General features: G+C 41.2%; 11 protein-coding genes. 4 read left to right on the top strand and 7 right to left on the bottom strand.

Translation table 11 applies throughout. The features are described from left to right. Positions 1–182: 182 nt before the first annotated feature. The gene (locus ACM0OW_RS02890; protein WP_414548535.1) at positions 183–1736 is read left to right on the top strand and encodes a YcjF family protein; all 1554 of its coding nucleotides are present in this window, start codon (positions 183–185) and stop codon (positions 1734–1736) included. Positions 1737–1884: 148 nt separating this feature from the next. Continuing rightward, positions 1885–3645 carry a protein kinase domain-containing protein gene (locus ACM0OW_RS02895; RefSeq protein ID WP_414548536.1) on the top strand — a complete coding sequence of 587 codons (1761 nt, stop codon included), beginning with the start codon at positions 1885–1887 and terminating at the stop codon, positions 3643–3645. Between the two features lie 149 nt (positions 3646–3794). Here the strand turns inward: ACM0OW_RS02895 and ACM0OW_RS02900 are convergent, their stop codons facing one another. Together ACM0OW_RS02900 and ACM0OW_RS02905 are read right to left on the bottom strand one after the other, a co-directional pair. Next, positions 3795–5960: a heavy metal translocating P-type ATPase gene (locus tag ACM0OW_RS02900; protein WP_414548537.1), complete on the bottom strand. Its 2166-nt coding sequence runs from the start codon at positions 5958–5960 to the stop codon at positions 3795–3797. A gap of 82 nt (positions 5961–6042) precedes the next feature. Continuing rightward, positions 6043–8184 carry a tetratricopeptide repeat protein gene (locus ACM0OW_RS02905; protein WP_414548538.1) on the bottom strand — a complete coding sequence of 714 codons (2142 nt, stop codon included), beginning with the start codon at positions 8182–8184 and terminating at the stop codon, positions 6043–6045. A gap of 114 nt (positions 8185–8298) precedes the next feature. Between ACM0OW_RS02905 and ACM0OW_RS02910 the strand changes: the two genes are divergently transcribed. Next, positions 8299–9006, top strand: a complete 708-nt coding sequence (locus ACM0OW_RS02910; protein ID WP_414548539.1) for a rhomboid family intramembrane serine protease — start codon at positions 8299–8301, stop codon at positions 9004–9006. Positions 9007–9212: 206 nt separating this feature from the next. On the opposite strand, the gene ACM0OW_RS02915 is transcribed toward ACM0OW_RS02910, so the two are convergent. The 3 genes from ACM0OW_RS02915 to ACM0OW_RS02925 all read right to left on the bottom strand — a co-directional run bounded on the left by ACM0OW_RS02915 (position 9213) and on the right by ACM0OW_RS02925 (position 11571). Continuing rightward, a complete protein-coding gene (locus tag ACM0OW_RS02915) occupies positions 9213–9824 on the bottom strand; it encodes a TetR/AcrR family transcriptional regulator (RefSeq protein ID WP_414548540.1) in 612 nt (203 codons plus the stop codon). A 105-nt stretch (positions 9825–9929) separates the two neighbouring features. Further along, positions 9930–10421, bottom strand: a complete 492-nt coding sequence (locus tag ACM0OW_RS02920; protein ID WP_414548541.1) for a GNAT family N-acetyltransferase — start codon at positions 10419–10421, stop codon at positions 9930–9932. Positions 10422–10626: 205 nt separating this feature from the next. Further along, a complete protein-coding gene (locus tag ACM0OW_RS02925) occupies positions 10627–11571 on the bottom strand; it encodes a hypothetical protein (RefSeq protein ID WP_414548542.1) in 945 nt (314 codons plus the stop codon). A gap of 301 nt (positions 11572–11872) precedes the next feature. Between ACM0OW_RS02925 and hisC the strand changes: the two genes are divergently transcribed. Then, positions 11873–12925: a histidinol-phosphate transaminase gene (gene hisC, locus ACM0OW_RS02930; protein ID WP_414548543.1), complete on the top strand. Its 1053-nt coding sequence runs from the start codon at positions 11873–11875 to the stop codon at positions 12923–12925. Between the two features lies 1 nt (position 12926). On the opposite strand, the gene ACM0OW_RS02935 is transcribed toward hisC, so the two are convergent. Next, entirely contained in the window at positions 12927–14006 is a 1080-nt protein-coding gene (locus tag ACM0OW_RS02935) for a glycosyl transferase (protein ID WP_414548830.1), read from the bottom strand. Positions 14007–14125: 119 nt separating this feature from the next. Next, positions 14126–15295, bottom strand: coding sequence for an aminotransferase class V-fold PLP-dependent enzyme (locus tag ACM0OW_RS02940; RefSeq protein WP_414548544.1), 1170 nt, complete (start codon positions 15293–15295; stop codon positions 14126–14128). Between the last annotated feature and the right edge of the window lie 135 nt (positions 15296–15430).

Here is a 15430-nt window from a genome sequence, read left to right on the forward strand (position 1 = left end):
TGGAGAAGAAGTAACGAACCGCAAAGGACGCAAAGGACACGAAGCAAGAAGCAAGAAGGAAATTTGGCGGACTTTCACAAAGAAATGGTATTAGAAATTTCTCTTAATCTAGTAAAAGACACTCAAAGCATTAATATGAAAAACATCAGCCTATTCAAACCCAGTAACTAACCGTGCCATCCATGCCTTTGTCGCGCATAGTCACGCTAATTGTTGGTTTAATCGTAATTTTAGGATTAAGCCTTTGGCTGATTGACTCTCTCTCTCGGCTTTACTGGCAGTTGTCTTACTCTCCACTGCTGGGCAATTTGCTGTTGCTATTGCTGGTTTTATTAATTGGGGGCTTGGTTGCAGCTTTTGTTTATTATGTATTAATCCTGCAAGCTGGGGAAAAGCGATCGCGCCGTCAACGCCGCAGAGTTACAGCCGCAGAAATTCCCGCCGCTAAATCTGATGCAGCTTCCACAACTCTCCAGGCTGTAAAGCAACAGGTAGCCCAAATTCAAGATGAAGTCGCCCGACAAGCTTTATTAAGTAAATCACGGGAAATTGAAGTAACTCTGGCACGGGGTGAAATTCAAGTTGTTGTATTTGGTACAGGAAGCGCTGGTAAAACTTCCCTGGTTAATGCCATTATGGGGCGGATGGTGGGTCAGGTAAACGCGCCAATGGGAACTACTCAGGTGGGGGAAACCTATTGTTTGCGGTTGAAGGGTTTAGAACGCAAAATTTTAATTACCGACACGCCAGGGATTTTAGAAGCTGGGGTAGAAGGAACGGAACGGGAACAACTAGCGAGAGAATTGGCAACTTCAGCCGATTTACTGCTGTTCGTTGTGGATAATGATTTGCGGCGTTCTGAATATGAACCGCTACGAAGTTTAGCCGAAATTGGCAAGCGATCGCTCCTCGTTCTCAATAAAACAGATTTATATACAGATGAGGATACAGAATCAATTCTCGCCCGGTTGCGTCAACGAGTGCGGGGATTTATCGCGCCGAATGATGTGGTGGCGATCGCTGGTAATCCCCAACCTGCACAACTAGAAACTGGCGAAACCTTCCATCCAGAACCAGATATTATTCCTTTGCTGCGACGCATGGCTGCCATTTTACGGGCTGAAGGTGAAGATTTGGTTGCAGATAATATTCTCCTACAATCGCTACGTCTAGGAGAAGAAGCCCGAAATCTGATTGATGTTCAGCGTCGCCGTCAAGCTGACAAAATAGTTGATCGCTTTCAATGGATTGGGGCTGGTGTAGTATCAGTCACGCCTCTTCCAGTTGTCGATTTATTAGCAACAGCAGCCGTTAATGCTCAAATGGTAGTCGAGATTGGCAGAGTCTACGGTTGTGAATTGAATATGGAAAGAGGTAAAGAATTAGCTCTTTCCCTAGCCAAAACCATCGCTAGCTTAGGTATAGTTAAAGGAGCAATTCAACTAATATCTACTGCTTTACAATTTCACGTAGCTACCTTTGTCATTGGTAGGGCAATTCAAGGGGTGACAGTAGCTTATTTAACGCGAATTGCTGGTAAAAGTTTTATTGAATATTTTCGCCATGACCAAGATTGGGGTGATGGTGGAATGACTGAGGTGGTAAAAGAGCAGTTTAAGCTAAATCGCCGGGATGAATTTATTAAGAGTTTTGTCCAAGAAGCGATCGCCCGCGTGGTGAAACCCTTAACAAATAACTCGGAAGTTATCGAACAAGATGAAGAAGCCAAGAGTTAGCGTGAAGTTTATATTTTTTTAGTGAAAATACAATCAAGATAGTTCTTAACTGTTAGGAATAGAAGCTACAATAAACAATTTTCAAGGCTTCCGGAAAAACTGGTGAGATCAGGAAACCTATTATAAGGACTTATTAAGTAACCAGCTCATGAACCATCACATGATCGGTCAATTATTACAAGCACGTTACCAAATCGTCCAAAGCCTTGGTGCAGGCGTATTTGGACAGACATACATCGCTATAGATCAAGCTCATCCAGAAAATCCTCAATGTGTGATTAAAAACCTAAAATCACACAATTTACCCCAAAAATACTTAGATAACTTAAGATTATGCTTTATTGATGAAACAGCAACTCTCCATCTTCTGGGAAAGCATTCCCAAATTCCCAAATTAATCACCTGTTTTGAAGAAAATGAGCAGTTCTACTTAGTACAAGAGTTTATCGAAGGACATTCATTGAGTACGGAATTGCCCATCAATCAATCTTGGAGATGTAATTGGACTGAAAATGAAGTTGTGCAATTGTTAGAAGATGTCTTGCCGATTTTAGAATTTGTTCACTCTCATGGCATTATCCATTGTGATCTTAAACCAGAAAACTTGATTAGAAGTACTATTGATGGCAAGTTAGTTTTAATTGACTTCGGTTCTATCCAGTCGGTTGATTTGGGGTTAGATGCTGAATTGCCTATTGATGGAATTTCTGTCACCTCACTAGGGTACATACCGCCAGAGCAATTTATTGGGCAAACACAGCCTAATAGTGATATTTATGCTTTGGGGCTAATTGCTGTTCAGGCTTTAACAGGGCGAGAACCACTGCAATTCCAAGTAGATCCTCAAACTAATGAGATTATCTGGCGTACTCAAGATACATCAATTAACGATTATCTAGCAGCTCTTCTCAGTCACATGATTCGCTATGATTGCCAAGAGCGCTTTCAGTCTGCGGGTGAGGTACTACATATACTCAAGCAAATGGTCAGAGAAACTAAAATACAGCCTATCCCGGAAATCCGCCGTGAACTGGTTAAAAAGCCAAAGATAAAAAATGCTCCTACACAGCAAAAATCAAATGTAATTCCGGCATCTTCATTATTTACAGGGATGAAGGTAGGTTTAGCAGCTAATTCTTTATTGATGGGATTGGGAGTATATTCTTTAGTGAATAATTCTCCAGCATATTCAGCCAAAGAAACTTTATATAAAGCTACAGAAGAATATCAAACGGGGGATTTAGAAAAGGCACTGGCTTTAGTAAAATCAATTCCGGCTCACAGCCATATTTATCCAGAAGCACAAGCCACGATTGAAGAATGGCAGCATCAATGGCAATTTGCTGCGGCACAATATCAAATAGCTGAACAAGCTTTGGTAGAGGGTAGATGGTCAGATGTCTTAGATGTTTCTCCAAAAATGCCGGATATTTTATATTGGCAATCTAAAATAGATAAATTAGTACAGCAAGCACAAATCCGCATTGAAACTCAAACACAAACTTTGTTATCAAAAGCTTACGAAAAAGCCATAGCTAAAGAATTTTCAACTGCTATAGAATACCTGAGTCAAATTCCTCAAGAAAGTTCTGCTGGTGCTTTAGTTCAAGATAAATTGGCTGAGTACAGTGAAAAACGGCAAATTAGAGCTGCTTACTTTTTACATAATGCTAATCTCAAAGCCTCTATAGGTGACTTTAATGGGGCTGTAAAACTGCTTCGCAAAATTCCACAAAATACTCCAGTTTACCCTCAAGCACAGGCTAAACTCAATGAATATACTCAAAAACAGCAAATACAAACTAAAACTAAAAATGTGGCGTTAAATTCTTTTGATGCTACAAAATCAACAATTAGAAATGAAAGTTTTCATTCAGAAAATCATCTGCAAGAAGTTAATATTCGTTAATTAAGTGCTGAGTGGGGAGTGAGTAGGGGCGGGTTCAATCAGTCAGTCTGTGGTTCGTCAAAATCCTTAGTAAACCCGCCCCTACAGGAGTGCTGAGTAAGTTCCTTTACCCCCGTTCCTCTTCTCCCCTGCACCCTACACCCTACACCCTACCTGGGCGGATCTTTATGCATGAGGGGACGCAATCCATTTAAACCGGCGATGATTGCTGAACCATTATGGACAATTGTTGCCGCCAAGGGATGCAACCCTATGGTTGTAGCTAGTCCTAACGCTGCTAAATTAGGAACTACGGCTAAACTGATATTTTGTTTAATTACTGCTTGGGTTTGGCGAGCGATCGCTATTGCTTCTAAAAAACTGGTTAGGTTATCATCCATCAGGACAACATCGGCTGTTTCCCTAGCTATCTCGGAACCTCCACCAAAGGAAATCGCTACGTCAGCATAAGCTAGGGCGATGGAATCGTTTAAGCCATCACCAGTAAAGGCGACTGTTTTACCTGATGCGTGTATTTTTTGGATAATTTCGGCTTTTTGTTCAGGGAACGCCTCAGCATGAACTTGGGAAGGAGGCAAATTAAGTTCCTGGGCAACAGCCATAGCCCTCTGCTGATTATCTCCTGTGAGTAGATGGATTTCCATCCCATATTCACTTTGCAACTTCTCAATTACATCTGGGCTTTCTGGGCGCAGGGGATCTGTATAATAAATAATTCCTTGAAACTCCTGATTTACCGCTACATATAGCAAAGCATTATGGGCAGAAATACGGCAATCGGCATGATTGCAGCTATATGATTCATCAAGACAGTCCAGGGAAATACCGCATTGACGCAAAAAGCGATCGCTCCCCACTATAACTTGTTCACCATCAATTTCGGCGCGCACACCCAAACCAATTTCATACACAAAGTCTTGGCGGGTCAAAATCTCAATGCCTTGTTTCTGGGCATAATTTACTACAGCTTCGGCAACTGGGTGAGTCAGGCGTTGTTCGGCAGATGCGGCTAGTGTTAACAACCTGTGACTAGACATCCTCCCAGCTACAGTTTCCACTTCTACAACTTCGATATTACCTTTAGTTAAAGTGCCGGTTTTGTCAAATACTAATGTGTCAACCTGTGCTAATTTTTCCAAAGCCCGACCACTACGGATCAGTACACCATGTCTAGTAGCGTGGTGTAAAGCTGCTAAGAAAGTTGTGGGTAGGGAAACGCGAATCCCGGTGACAAAATCGAGGGTGAGGATAGATGCTGCCCTGTTAGGATTTCTGGTTGCAGCTAACACTAATCCCGAAAAAATCAAGGCTGGTAATACGGCTTTGTCAGCGATGGTTGCGGCATAGTTACCCATGCGTGTGTCATGAACAGGGGCTTGTTTGACTAACTCTATACTTGCCCCAGCACGAGTAGCAGCGCCAACTCGTTGGGTTTGGACGTAAATTTCTCCTTCGCGCACGAGGGTAGAAGCATAAACCGCTTGTCCTACCTGACGCAAAACGGGCATTGATTCACCAGTCAGCTGTTGCTGATCGATTAAAGCTTTACCGTGCAGTATTTCTCCATCAATGGGGATTTGTTCACCTGGATAGACGATCACGGTGTCTTTTGGCTGTACTTCCTGTGCCAAGATGCGTTTTTTTTGCCCATCTGGTTGTTCCACCCAAGCGTAATGTCCCAAAGAATTCAATAAATCGGCGGCGTGATTTTCGGTAACTCTGGCGGTGCGATCGCGGATCTGATCACCAATTTCATGTAATGTCATCACCAAAGCTGGTGTTAAGAGGTTTCCTTGGGCAGAAGTTAAGGCGATCGCCATAAAATCTAGGCAATCTATATTTAATTTTCGTTCTTGGGTAATACTGTTATAAGCACGTTGAACAACAGGTAACGCTGCAAGTGCCACTGTTGCGGCAATCATCACTCTGGGAATGGGAAATCCTAACCCTAGTAAAGCTAAAACAGTCGCCAAAGCAGGCAACTCCACACCCGAATGATCAGTTGCTTCTAGTTTTTGACTTTCAACTTTTAACTTTTGACTTTTTCTCACCTTGGCTTCAGATAGCAAAGGTAATAAATACTTGGGAATTAACCCATTTTTACTACTAGATAATTGATATTTAATCGTCACAGAACTGCAAGAACGATTAATACGAATGAACGTAATGCGACTATCCGATTCTAGTAAATTTTGGAGATTTTGGGCATAATTGGGGTCATGGGCTAACAGAGGAACACGAAATCTGACTCTGCCGGGAATTTTATGTACTACATGATAGTCAATTCCAGCGAAGGAGGGCGACGAATTGATCATGATCTTCCTCTCACTGTGTATTACAGGGGTCGTCGGCTTTCTGTGTAATACAAGATAGATTGTTACTTTTAACCATTTCCTCTTAGTCTTCAGAACTGGGAATAGTTGGTACAATTATAGAACGTAGTTTTTCAACTGATGATTCTCTTTGAGCTTTTTTACGGCCGTTAATTGCTTCTCGATAATTCGGTTTGTATTTTATAGCTTGATCATAAGAGCCGATTGCTTCTTGATATTTTTGCAAATTAAATAAAGCATTGCCTCTGCTGTACCAACTTTCAGCATGACTGGCTTGATAACGAACTGCTTTATTGTAAGATGCGATCGCTTCCTGGTATTTCTGGAGAATATATTGGGAATTTCCTAAATTATACCAAATTTGATAATCATTGCCTTTGATTGCTGCGGCTTTATTATAAGATTCTATAGCTTCTTCGTAGCGTTGGCTTTGATGCAACGCCCAACCCCGACTATACCATGATTGGTAGTCATTGGGATTATGTTTAATTGCTTGATCGAATGATTCAATTGCTAGGGGATAGCGGCGTAAAGTAATTAAAATATTACTTCTAGAAAACCAAGCTGGGTAAAATTTAGGTCTGTATTGTACGGTTTTATCATAAGCTTTTAAAGCATAATCAAATCGATTTAAATTAAATAAAGCATTGCCTAAACTATACCAAGCTTGCCCATAATCTGGCTTAAATTCAATAGCTGTTTCGTAGGCTGTAATTGCCTCATCATATTGCCTTAATTTATGAAATGCTAAACCCTTACTATACCAAGCTTCATGATAATCAGGTCGCAGTTCTACAGCTTTTTGATAAGATTCAATTGCATTATTATATTGTTGCAAATTACTGAAGATTTCTCCTTTAGCATTCCAAATGTCAGGAGAATTATCATCTAATTGTAAGGCTTTATCAAAAGATGCGATCGCTTCTGGATAGCGCTTGAGATTTCGCAGCACAAAACCTCGACCACGCCATGCTTCTAGATAATCTGGTTGAATTTGAATAGCTTGGTCATAAGCTGTCAGTGCTTCCTCATATTTTTTTAATTTTGACAGGGCTTTCCCTTGACCACTCCATCCTGGGACAAAATCTGGACTAATATTTACTGCCTCTTGATAAGCAGCTAAAGCATCTTGATAGCGCTGTAATTCAAATAGTGTACTGCCTTGTTGAGATAGTGCGATCGCGTTATTAGCATTAATACTATTGACAATAAATATAGAGGCTACACCGCTAATCCCAATGAAAAATATTGCTGATGACAGCTTAATAAGGATGTCTTTTTTATACTTTCCAAATTTCAGCTTTGGCAATAGTGAATCAGGTTTGAGTAACACCCCAGAATTTATTGGCAAAGCGGGACTTATAACTATCGTCCCAGATGATAATTGCGTTAATTCTTGCAGCTTTTGCAATGCCACAGTTGCCGAAGCATAGCGTTGCCGAAAATCATAACACACCATTTTATCAATGAATTGGGCAAATTCTGGGGACACACTAGCCTGATTTTGCCAAACAATTTCATTGGTATCAATATCAATTTCTAGCTGGTTTGGTGATAATCCTGTCAGGGCTTGAATAGCAATTATCCCCACAGCATAGATATCACTGCTAAACTTTGGTGTACCCTGGGCTTGTTCTCCGGGTAAATATCCGGGAGTACCGATAGCAATCGTGGCTTTCGTTTGACCTTCAGGGCTAATTATCTGGGTAACAATTTGCTTAACTGCTCCAAAGTCAATCAAAACTAACTTACCATCTTCCTCCCGCCTGAGTAAATTTCGCGGGTTAACATCGCGGTGAATCACCTTTTCTTGGTGAACAAACTCTAGAATTGACAAAATTTCTTGAACCAGAGAAATCACCTCTTCTGGACTGAAGATTTTTCCTGGTGCTAACTCTGTACTCAAGTCATGACCGGCGATGAATTCTTGTACTAAATAGAACTCTGTATTTTCTTCAAAGTACGCCAAAAGTTGTGGAATTCGGTCATGAATACCTAATTTATACAGAACTTGCGCTTCCGTATCAAATAAACGTCTAGCCGTCTCCAAGTTTAATGGGTCAGTGGCTTGGGGTTTGAGTTTCTTGACAACACACTGAGGTAATCCCGGCAAGTGAGTATCACAAGCCACAAAAGTTTCACCAAATCCCCCATCTCCCAAGTGGCTAATAATTTGGTATCTTCCAACAAGTGTGTTTCCCAGCATCTCGTTTACCTAGTTGAGTGCATTGTGACCTGATTCCAATCTTGCCACAAATTAATTCAAACAGGGAGATGAGGCGGAATCAGGGCGAAACTTTATTCAAAATTTAAAATTTATATGATTCCTATTAGTGATAATATTCGCCTGCGTCATCAACCAATTATTATTTATTGGCTGATTGGCATTAATATAGCTATATTTTTATGGCAACTTAAACTAGAGGTAAGTGGTGAATTAGGAACTTTCATCAATAGTTGGGGTTTGATTCCCGCCCAAATTACGAGTGCAGTTACCAATGCCATCTACTTTAATCCAGCCGCTTGGGTAGTGGTATTTTGGCGTATACCTTCCCTCTTTTTAGGGATGTTTCTTCACGGTAGTTTTAGTCAAATTTTAGGCAATTTACTATTTTTATGGGTTTTTGGTAAAACAGTCGAAAACGTGATTGGACATGGACGTTTTCTAAGATTGTATCTGAGTGCAGGGATGCTGACAGGGATAGCGCAAATTATTTTAGAACCGAGTTTGACAATACCATTAATCGGAGCCAATGGTGCGATCGCGGCGATGTTAGGAGCTTATGTATGCAAATTTCCTAAAGTTAAAATAGACACCATTCTCCCCCTAATAATAGTGTATATTCCCATTGAGCTTCCCGCCTATTTGTATCTATTTTGGTGGTTTATCCAACAGCTATTTTACGGAATTGGTAGCTTAAACATTCCTCCATCCGGTGTAAATACAGCGAGTCTAGCCTACTGGGCGCAACTTCTAGGACTATTAATTGGTGCAGCATTTATGCGATGCAATCAACCATCCCGCTAACCTCAACAGCGTCTAACTTTTCACTGAATCTGGAAAACCTCGCTGTCATTCCTCTCCCCTACAAGGGCTACGGTCTACACACAAGTCCAAAAACCTTTCATTTGGTAGGGTGCGTTATGGAGTTTAGGATGGTGCGTTGCGCGATGCGACAACACACCCTACTGATAACTGATAACTGTTAACTGTTAACTGTTAACTGTTAACTGTTAACTGTTAACTGTAGCCGCAATACCACGCACAAAAATATCAACACAAGTATCAATATAATCTTCACAACTGTAGTTATTTTGATTATATTTGACGGTGCGGCAGAGCATCCCAGCTAATAGCATACCTGTAAACATATCAACTGCTGGAAACGGATCAAGATCAAGTCTAACAGTCCCTCGTTTCTGGCTAGATTGCAAGTAAGCCACCAATTTTTCACCCAAAGGCTTGGCCGCTTCTTGAATTATTTGCCTAGCTTCATCAGGATGACGTTTAGCTTCTCCAATGAAAGTCCGAATCAAATTTTCGTGTGCTTCCAGCATGGCATTATAAAGCTGGGCATAGTTTTTTAAATCAACTTCAAGGTTCTGTGTCCAAGCTTCGGGATGAGCGAGTAATTGTGTCTGGAGGGCTGAGGCATTTTCGATTACTGCCTTGAGAAGTTGTTCTTTGCTCGCAAAATGGCGAAATAAAGTCACCTCATTCACTCCGGCAACACGAGCTATTTCACGAGTAGTTGCTCCTTGAACACCTAAACTAGCAAATACCTGCGAGGCAGCTTCTATCAAACGTGTACGGGTAAGAGAGGATGATCGGATAGTTCTAGTCATTTTGCTTGCAAGTACTTGCTTCGATATTATTACATTTTGTAAAAAATGTTGCAAAATCGGTAAAACAAGTTTACAGAATTTTACTAAACTTAAAGCATATTTTCATTAAGCAGGAGTTAGGATTTTACTCATTTTGGTAACTGGAACAACTATGCCAGTTCTTAACTGATGAGGTGTTCTTTTGATAGCAGTAAATCCCAGCCGGGAATAAAATCCTTCAGCATAAAGACTGGCAGTTGTAATTACTTTATCTACACCTTGATTAGCAGCTTCGTGGCTAAAATGTGTAACTAAAGCTCGCCCTATGCCTTTACCTTGATAATAAGGATGCACATATAAAGCAATCAATTCATCCACCATAAAACTAGCAAAACCTGCGAGATTATGCTTCTCAACAGCCACCCAAAAAATTTCGGCTTGCATATTTTGCAAAATATTTTTACCATCAGGCTTGTTACGATAATTACGCCAAGCCAATAGCTGTTTTCGGGTGTAAAAAGTTGTGGGAAGAGCTTTAATAGCAGCAATATGAATTGCACTCATCACCCACGCGTCTGTTTCTTCAGCTAGGCGCAAAAATATTTTTTGATTGCTCATAATCTTACAGCAGTTTTGATTTATAGCAACTGTCAAGGTGGTTAAGACAGTGTTGATTGCTAAAAGCCTTGAGGCAAATGGATTTGTACTCAGTAATCTGCTCCACCACCGCTACTGCACTCAACACTTTGCTACACTCACTGGCAAACTGCTGGTGCTTGATGTTAGCGATTTGCAGCCCCAGGCCAAAGCCTGTGGGCTGATGCTATTTCTCTGTATCTTTCTCTGTGTCTTTCTCTTGCTCAGGTTCTGGAGAAGGTTTTTTTAGAACTGGCTTGGGCAGATTGTTACTAGGCTTGTTACTAGGCTTGGGAGTATCCTTTTTGGATGGTTGAGAGACTGCGGCTTTATTCTTTTTAGACTCTTGCAACGCTGTAGCTTTATCCTTTTTGGATGCTTTGAGGAATCTCGGTGCAGTTTCTTGGGGTGGAGCTAATAGTGCCACAAAACCGAAGACATTACGCCCCGGCAAAAATTTTGCTTTCAGTGAGACAAATACCGGATGTCCTTGGTCTTCTTTTTCAGCTTTCGGATTAAATCTGAAGGGTCTAACTGGCGCGTCTTTCCAGAATAAAGGCAGATGACTAGCCTTCATAAATTTTACTTTTCTCGTTGGCTCGGCCTGCTTAATATATTCAAGTCTTTCACGAGTAAAGTTGCGGAAAACAGAAATGCAAGGAGTCTGACAAACTGGGATAAATTGCCAGAGTCCTGAAAATTTAAACTCGTTGTCTTCCAATTCTGCTGAAACAGTCTGTTGTTCTCGCCCCCTATCAAAACCAACTAGCTGAAAAGTCATACTATGCGGTTGTTCTTTACGAGGAAAATGAACGGCTTTAGGATAAACAACTAGCCTAAAAGTCTTGTTACCAGTCGTTTCTATTTCTTTGGTGAGAGCGTCAAATACTTTGCGTTTTTGGGGAATATAAAAAAGCGGATATTCTAAATTACCAATGGTAACTGTGTTTTTACCATCTTCATTTAAGTTGACATCCCCAACAATTACCCCAATAGCTTGAAATATTGCTCCCGATTCTTCAATCTCTTCCTGAGTTTCAGTATCAATAGCTACCTCTTCAGGTTCAGGTGGGGTTTGAAGTTGAGTTTCAGCCTCATTTGGCTCATTGGGGGTAGGTTCAGTAGATGACATAGTTGTTAGTTTTTTTGTTCGAGCAATAATTTTTTGAGATACGGGCGGCATTTGACAGGCTGAAAAATCCCATAAGTACATACGAAACCATGTTACATACAAGTTGCTAAACTACCCTTAGTAGGGAAGTAGTGAGCGATGGGAGCAATTCTGCCTAGGCAAAAGCTAGCTTATGCTAACACCAACCAACTACCTTTACGCTAACGCTCTCTTTCTGTCAGGTTTATAGCTAGTTGAGATTCTCAGTAAATTATTGTAAAGCCTCTTCTTACGAATTACGAATTACGAATTAGTATGCACCATGACCAACTACTTTCGCTCTAATATCGATGCAATGGCTAGCTATGTCCCCGGTGAACAGCCTCAACGTGGGATAGAGGTCATCAAACTCAATAGTAATGAAAATCCCTATCCTCCGTCGCCTGCGGTGCTAGCTGTGCTGAAAAATATTGAAGGGGAGTGGTTACGACGGTATCCTGAACCTTTAGGGGGAGAATTCCGGCGCGCTGCTAGTAAAGTTTTGGGCGTTCCCAGTGATTGGATCATTGTGGGTAATGGCAGTGATGAAGTTTTGAATTTAGTGATTCGAGCTTGCACTGAACCTGGGAGAAGGGTAGTTTATCCGATACCAACTTATGTATTGTATGTGACTTTGACCCAAATGCAGGCGGCAGAACTTGTTGAGATTCCTTACAGAGAAAATTATCAATTGCCTGTGGAAGAAATAATTGCCGCTAATGGGTCTGTGACATTCATCGCTTCGCCTAATAGTCCTTCAGGGCATATAGTCCCAATTAATGATTTACGAGAGCTAGCAAAGCGATTATCTGGGGTTATAGTGATTGATGAAGCTTATGTAGATTTTGCTGAGGAAAATGCTCTGGCTTTGGTGAAGGAATACGAGAATGTAATTGTGATTCGGACACTTTCTAAGGGTTACTCGTTGGCAGGATTACGCTTGGGCTTTGGTGTGGCTAATCCCAAGTTGCTGCATGGATTGTTTAAAGTTAAGGATAGTTATAACATTGATGCGATCGCCTGTGCATTAGGAACAGCTGCAATTACTGATCAAGATTATAAAAATGCTTGTGCAGCCAAGGTGAAAGCATCACGGACGCAACTAGCCACAGACTTAAAAAAATTAAATTTCCAGGTTTGGGATTCTCAGACTAACTTTTTGTTGGTACAGCCTCCCCAAGAAAATGCCGAATATCTCTATCAACAGCTGAAAGAACGACACATTTTAGTGCGCTACTTCCCACAGCCAGGACTAGATAATAAATTACGCATCACTGTTGGCACAGAGGCACAAAATCAAGTTTTAATAGAAACACTAACTCAGATTTGCTCGTAGTCTATCTTTTAAAATACTCGATCACAGCACGAGCGATCGCTTCATTGCCATCTTTAGCCAAAGGTTGAGATTGCTTGGCTGTTTGGGGTTCTTGATGCAGAAAATCCCAATCACCTTGAAAAAATTCCGTTGGTTTGAGGATTTGATGTTGATTGTAATTAACAATACCTTCTAACAAAAATTTAGCTTCAGCAAAATCATCTCGCGGAATAGTCACTAGCGGGATATCAAGTTTCGCTGCTTCTGAAAAAGTGCCGTAACCAGGTTTGGAAACCACACGCCCACAAATCGGCATAAAATCTACAGGACGGTATTTTTTGTCGCTAATTTTGCAAACATTAGGTAAATCTGGGGCAGATTTATCAAAGATAATAAATTGCCAATCGGGAAAATGGCGTAAATTTTCGTAGGGAATTTGTTGTAATCCCAAACCGCCGAAGGTGAGCAAAATTGTTTTTTCTCTAGGTGCAGTTATCCCCCAAGTAGCCCGGAGTTCCTCAGCAGAGTAACGCGGAGAACCACCAGTTAAGCCAACATCTGTAATCTTACTAAAAGCTGACATAGATGAGTGAAAAGGCAAACGAAACAGGTTGTCAGACTTGGAATAACATTCACTAATCCAATCAGCAATGGCAATAAATTCGCCTCCCCAATCTCGGTAGATTAAATCCCAGCCAAAATTACTCATCATCCAACAGGGAATATTTGCCGCTTTGCCAAATAAAGGAGCTAAAAATGGAATATCTGCCAAGATTAAATTCACCCGATTTTGGCGGATAAAATTTACTTCTGAAGCAATTAGAGAATTTTGGTTTTTTTGAATATCCAGCAACTTGGCTAAAGTCGCTTGTTTATCCATTGTTAAACTATCTGCTTGCACTACACCCAAATCAAAAGCACGGGGACGATGGATAAAATCACCTTCTATATAGCACTCTAGCAACCACCGGGGGGCAGTTGTCACCATAATCAGCAAAATTTCTGGACATAACTTTTGAATGGTTGATGCCACTGATGCGGTGCGTGTCGCATGACCAAAACCGTGATTTGTAATTGCTACATATAAAATTGGACGCATAATTTGTAGTTCGTAATTCGTAATTTGTAATTCGTAATTGGCAAATATATTTCTTGTTCATCTGATTCAAGTCCCCCTCCTCGCTTGCGGGGAGGGGTTAGGGGTGGGGTTTTCTCTGGACATTACATCTGGAGAAACTTTTGTATACCTGCAATTAATTGGTCGATTTCTGATTCTAAAGTTAAGTAATGGACGGTGGCGCGGATACAATCAGGATCGGCTATTGTGCGGGTTAATATTTTTTGTGTTTCTAAGAATTGCACTAATTTGAAATGGACTCCCGATTTTGGCTGATTGAGTTGAAAGGAAACTATACCGCTTTCGGATGGAGAGGTTCGCAGACATTTGATATCAGGTAACGTTCCCAATTTGCGCCAAAGATATTCACTGTTACGGCAGATTTGCTGATAACGTTCTTTTGCGGTTCCCCATTGCTCATGAATGGCGATCGCCTGTGTTAAACCCACATATAATGGAGTCGCTGATGTTGATACTTCATATCTTCGTCCATCGGGTTGCCAATTCACTGGTTTACCTTGACTATCTACCACAATCCCACGTAAGCCGATAAATGTTGGTTGTAATTTTTCTCTGGCTTCGGGACGGACATACAAACCACCTACACCCGCAGGGCCACATAACCATTTGTGTCCTGTGAAGGCATAAAAATCTGCCCCCAATGCTGTTAAATTTAAAGGTAATAAACCTACAGACTGGGCAGCATCGACTAAAACTAAGGAATTATTAGCTCTGCATACTTCTACTATTTTGTCAAGTGGTAAAACTTGTCCTGTGTTCCAGAAGACATGACTTAAAATTACTAGGCGAGTATTGGGGCGCAAGTGTTGAGCAATGACTGTGACGGGATCGCCTGCATTTAAAGTTTCTTTGAGGGGACAGGTGGTAACTTCTACAGCAAATCTGCGGGCGATTTCCTGGGATGTAGCAATTACTCCTGGGTGTTCGCAGTCGGAAAGTAGGAGATGATCACCAGCGCGCCAGTCAATACCCCACATAGCAATATTACAGCCAACGGTGACATCTTCCGTGAGAGTAATGGTTTCTGGTGGTGCTTGCAACTGGGAGGCGATCGCATCTCTCAAATCTTGCTTGGCTTGAGAAACTTTGGCATAAGCTTCATTACCAAAAGGGCCAGTGTGTTGGATGTCAGCTTGAATTTGAGTAATGGCATCCATAGCCCCTTGCGGCATCGGCCCTTGCCCACCATAATTAAAATAAGTCTTATTCCCTAAAGCGGGAAATTGGGCGCGATGTTGATTTAAATTAGTCATAAACGCTTCAAAATAACAATTTTTTCACTTTTATAGTCTCTCACTCTTCCACTGAATTAGAGAGTTTACTTTGGTTCCCGCCAGTTTAGCTATCTGGAACATAACCAGATTTCGCTAATTCTTGTTAACTTAAAG

The sequence above is a fragment of the Anabaena sp. CCY 0017 genome, assembly GCF_963920885.1.
Classification (GTDB): Bacteria; Cyanobacteriota; Cyanobacteriia; order Cyanobacteriales; family Nostocaceae; genus Nodularia.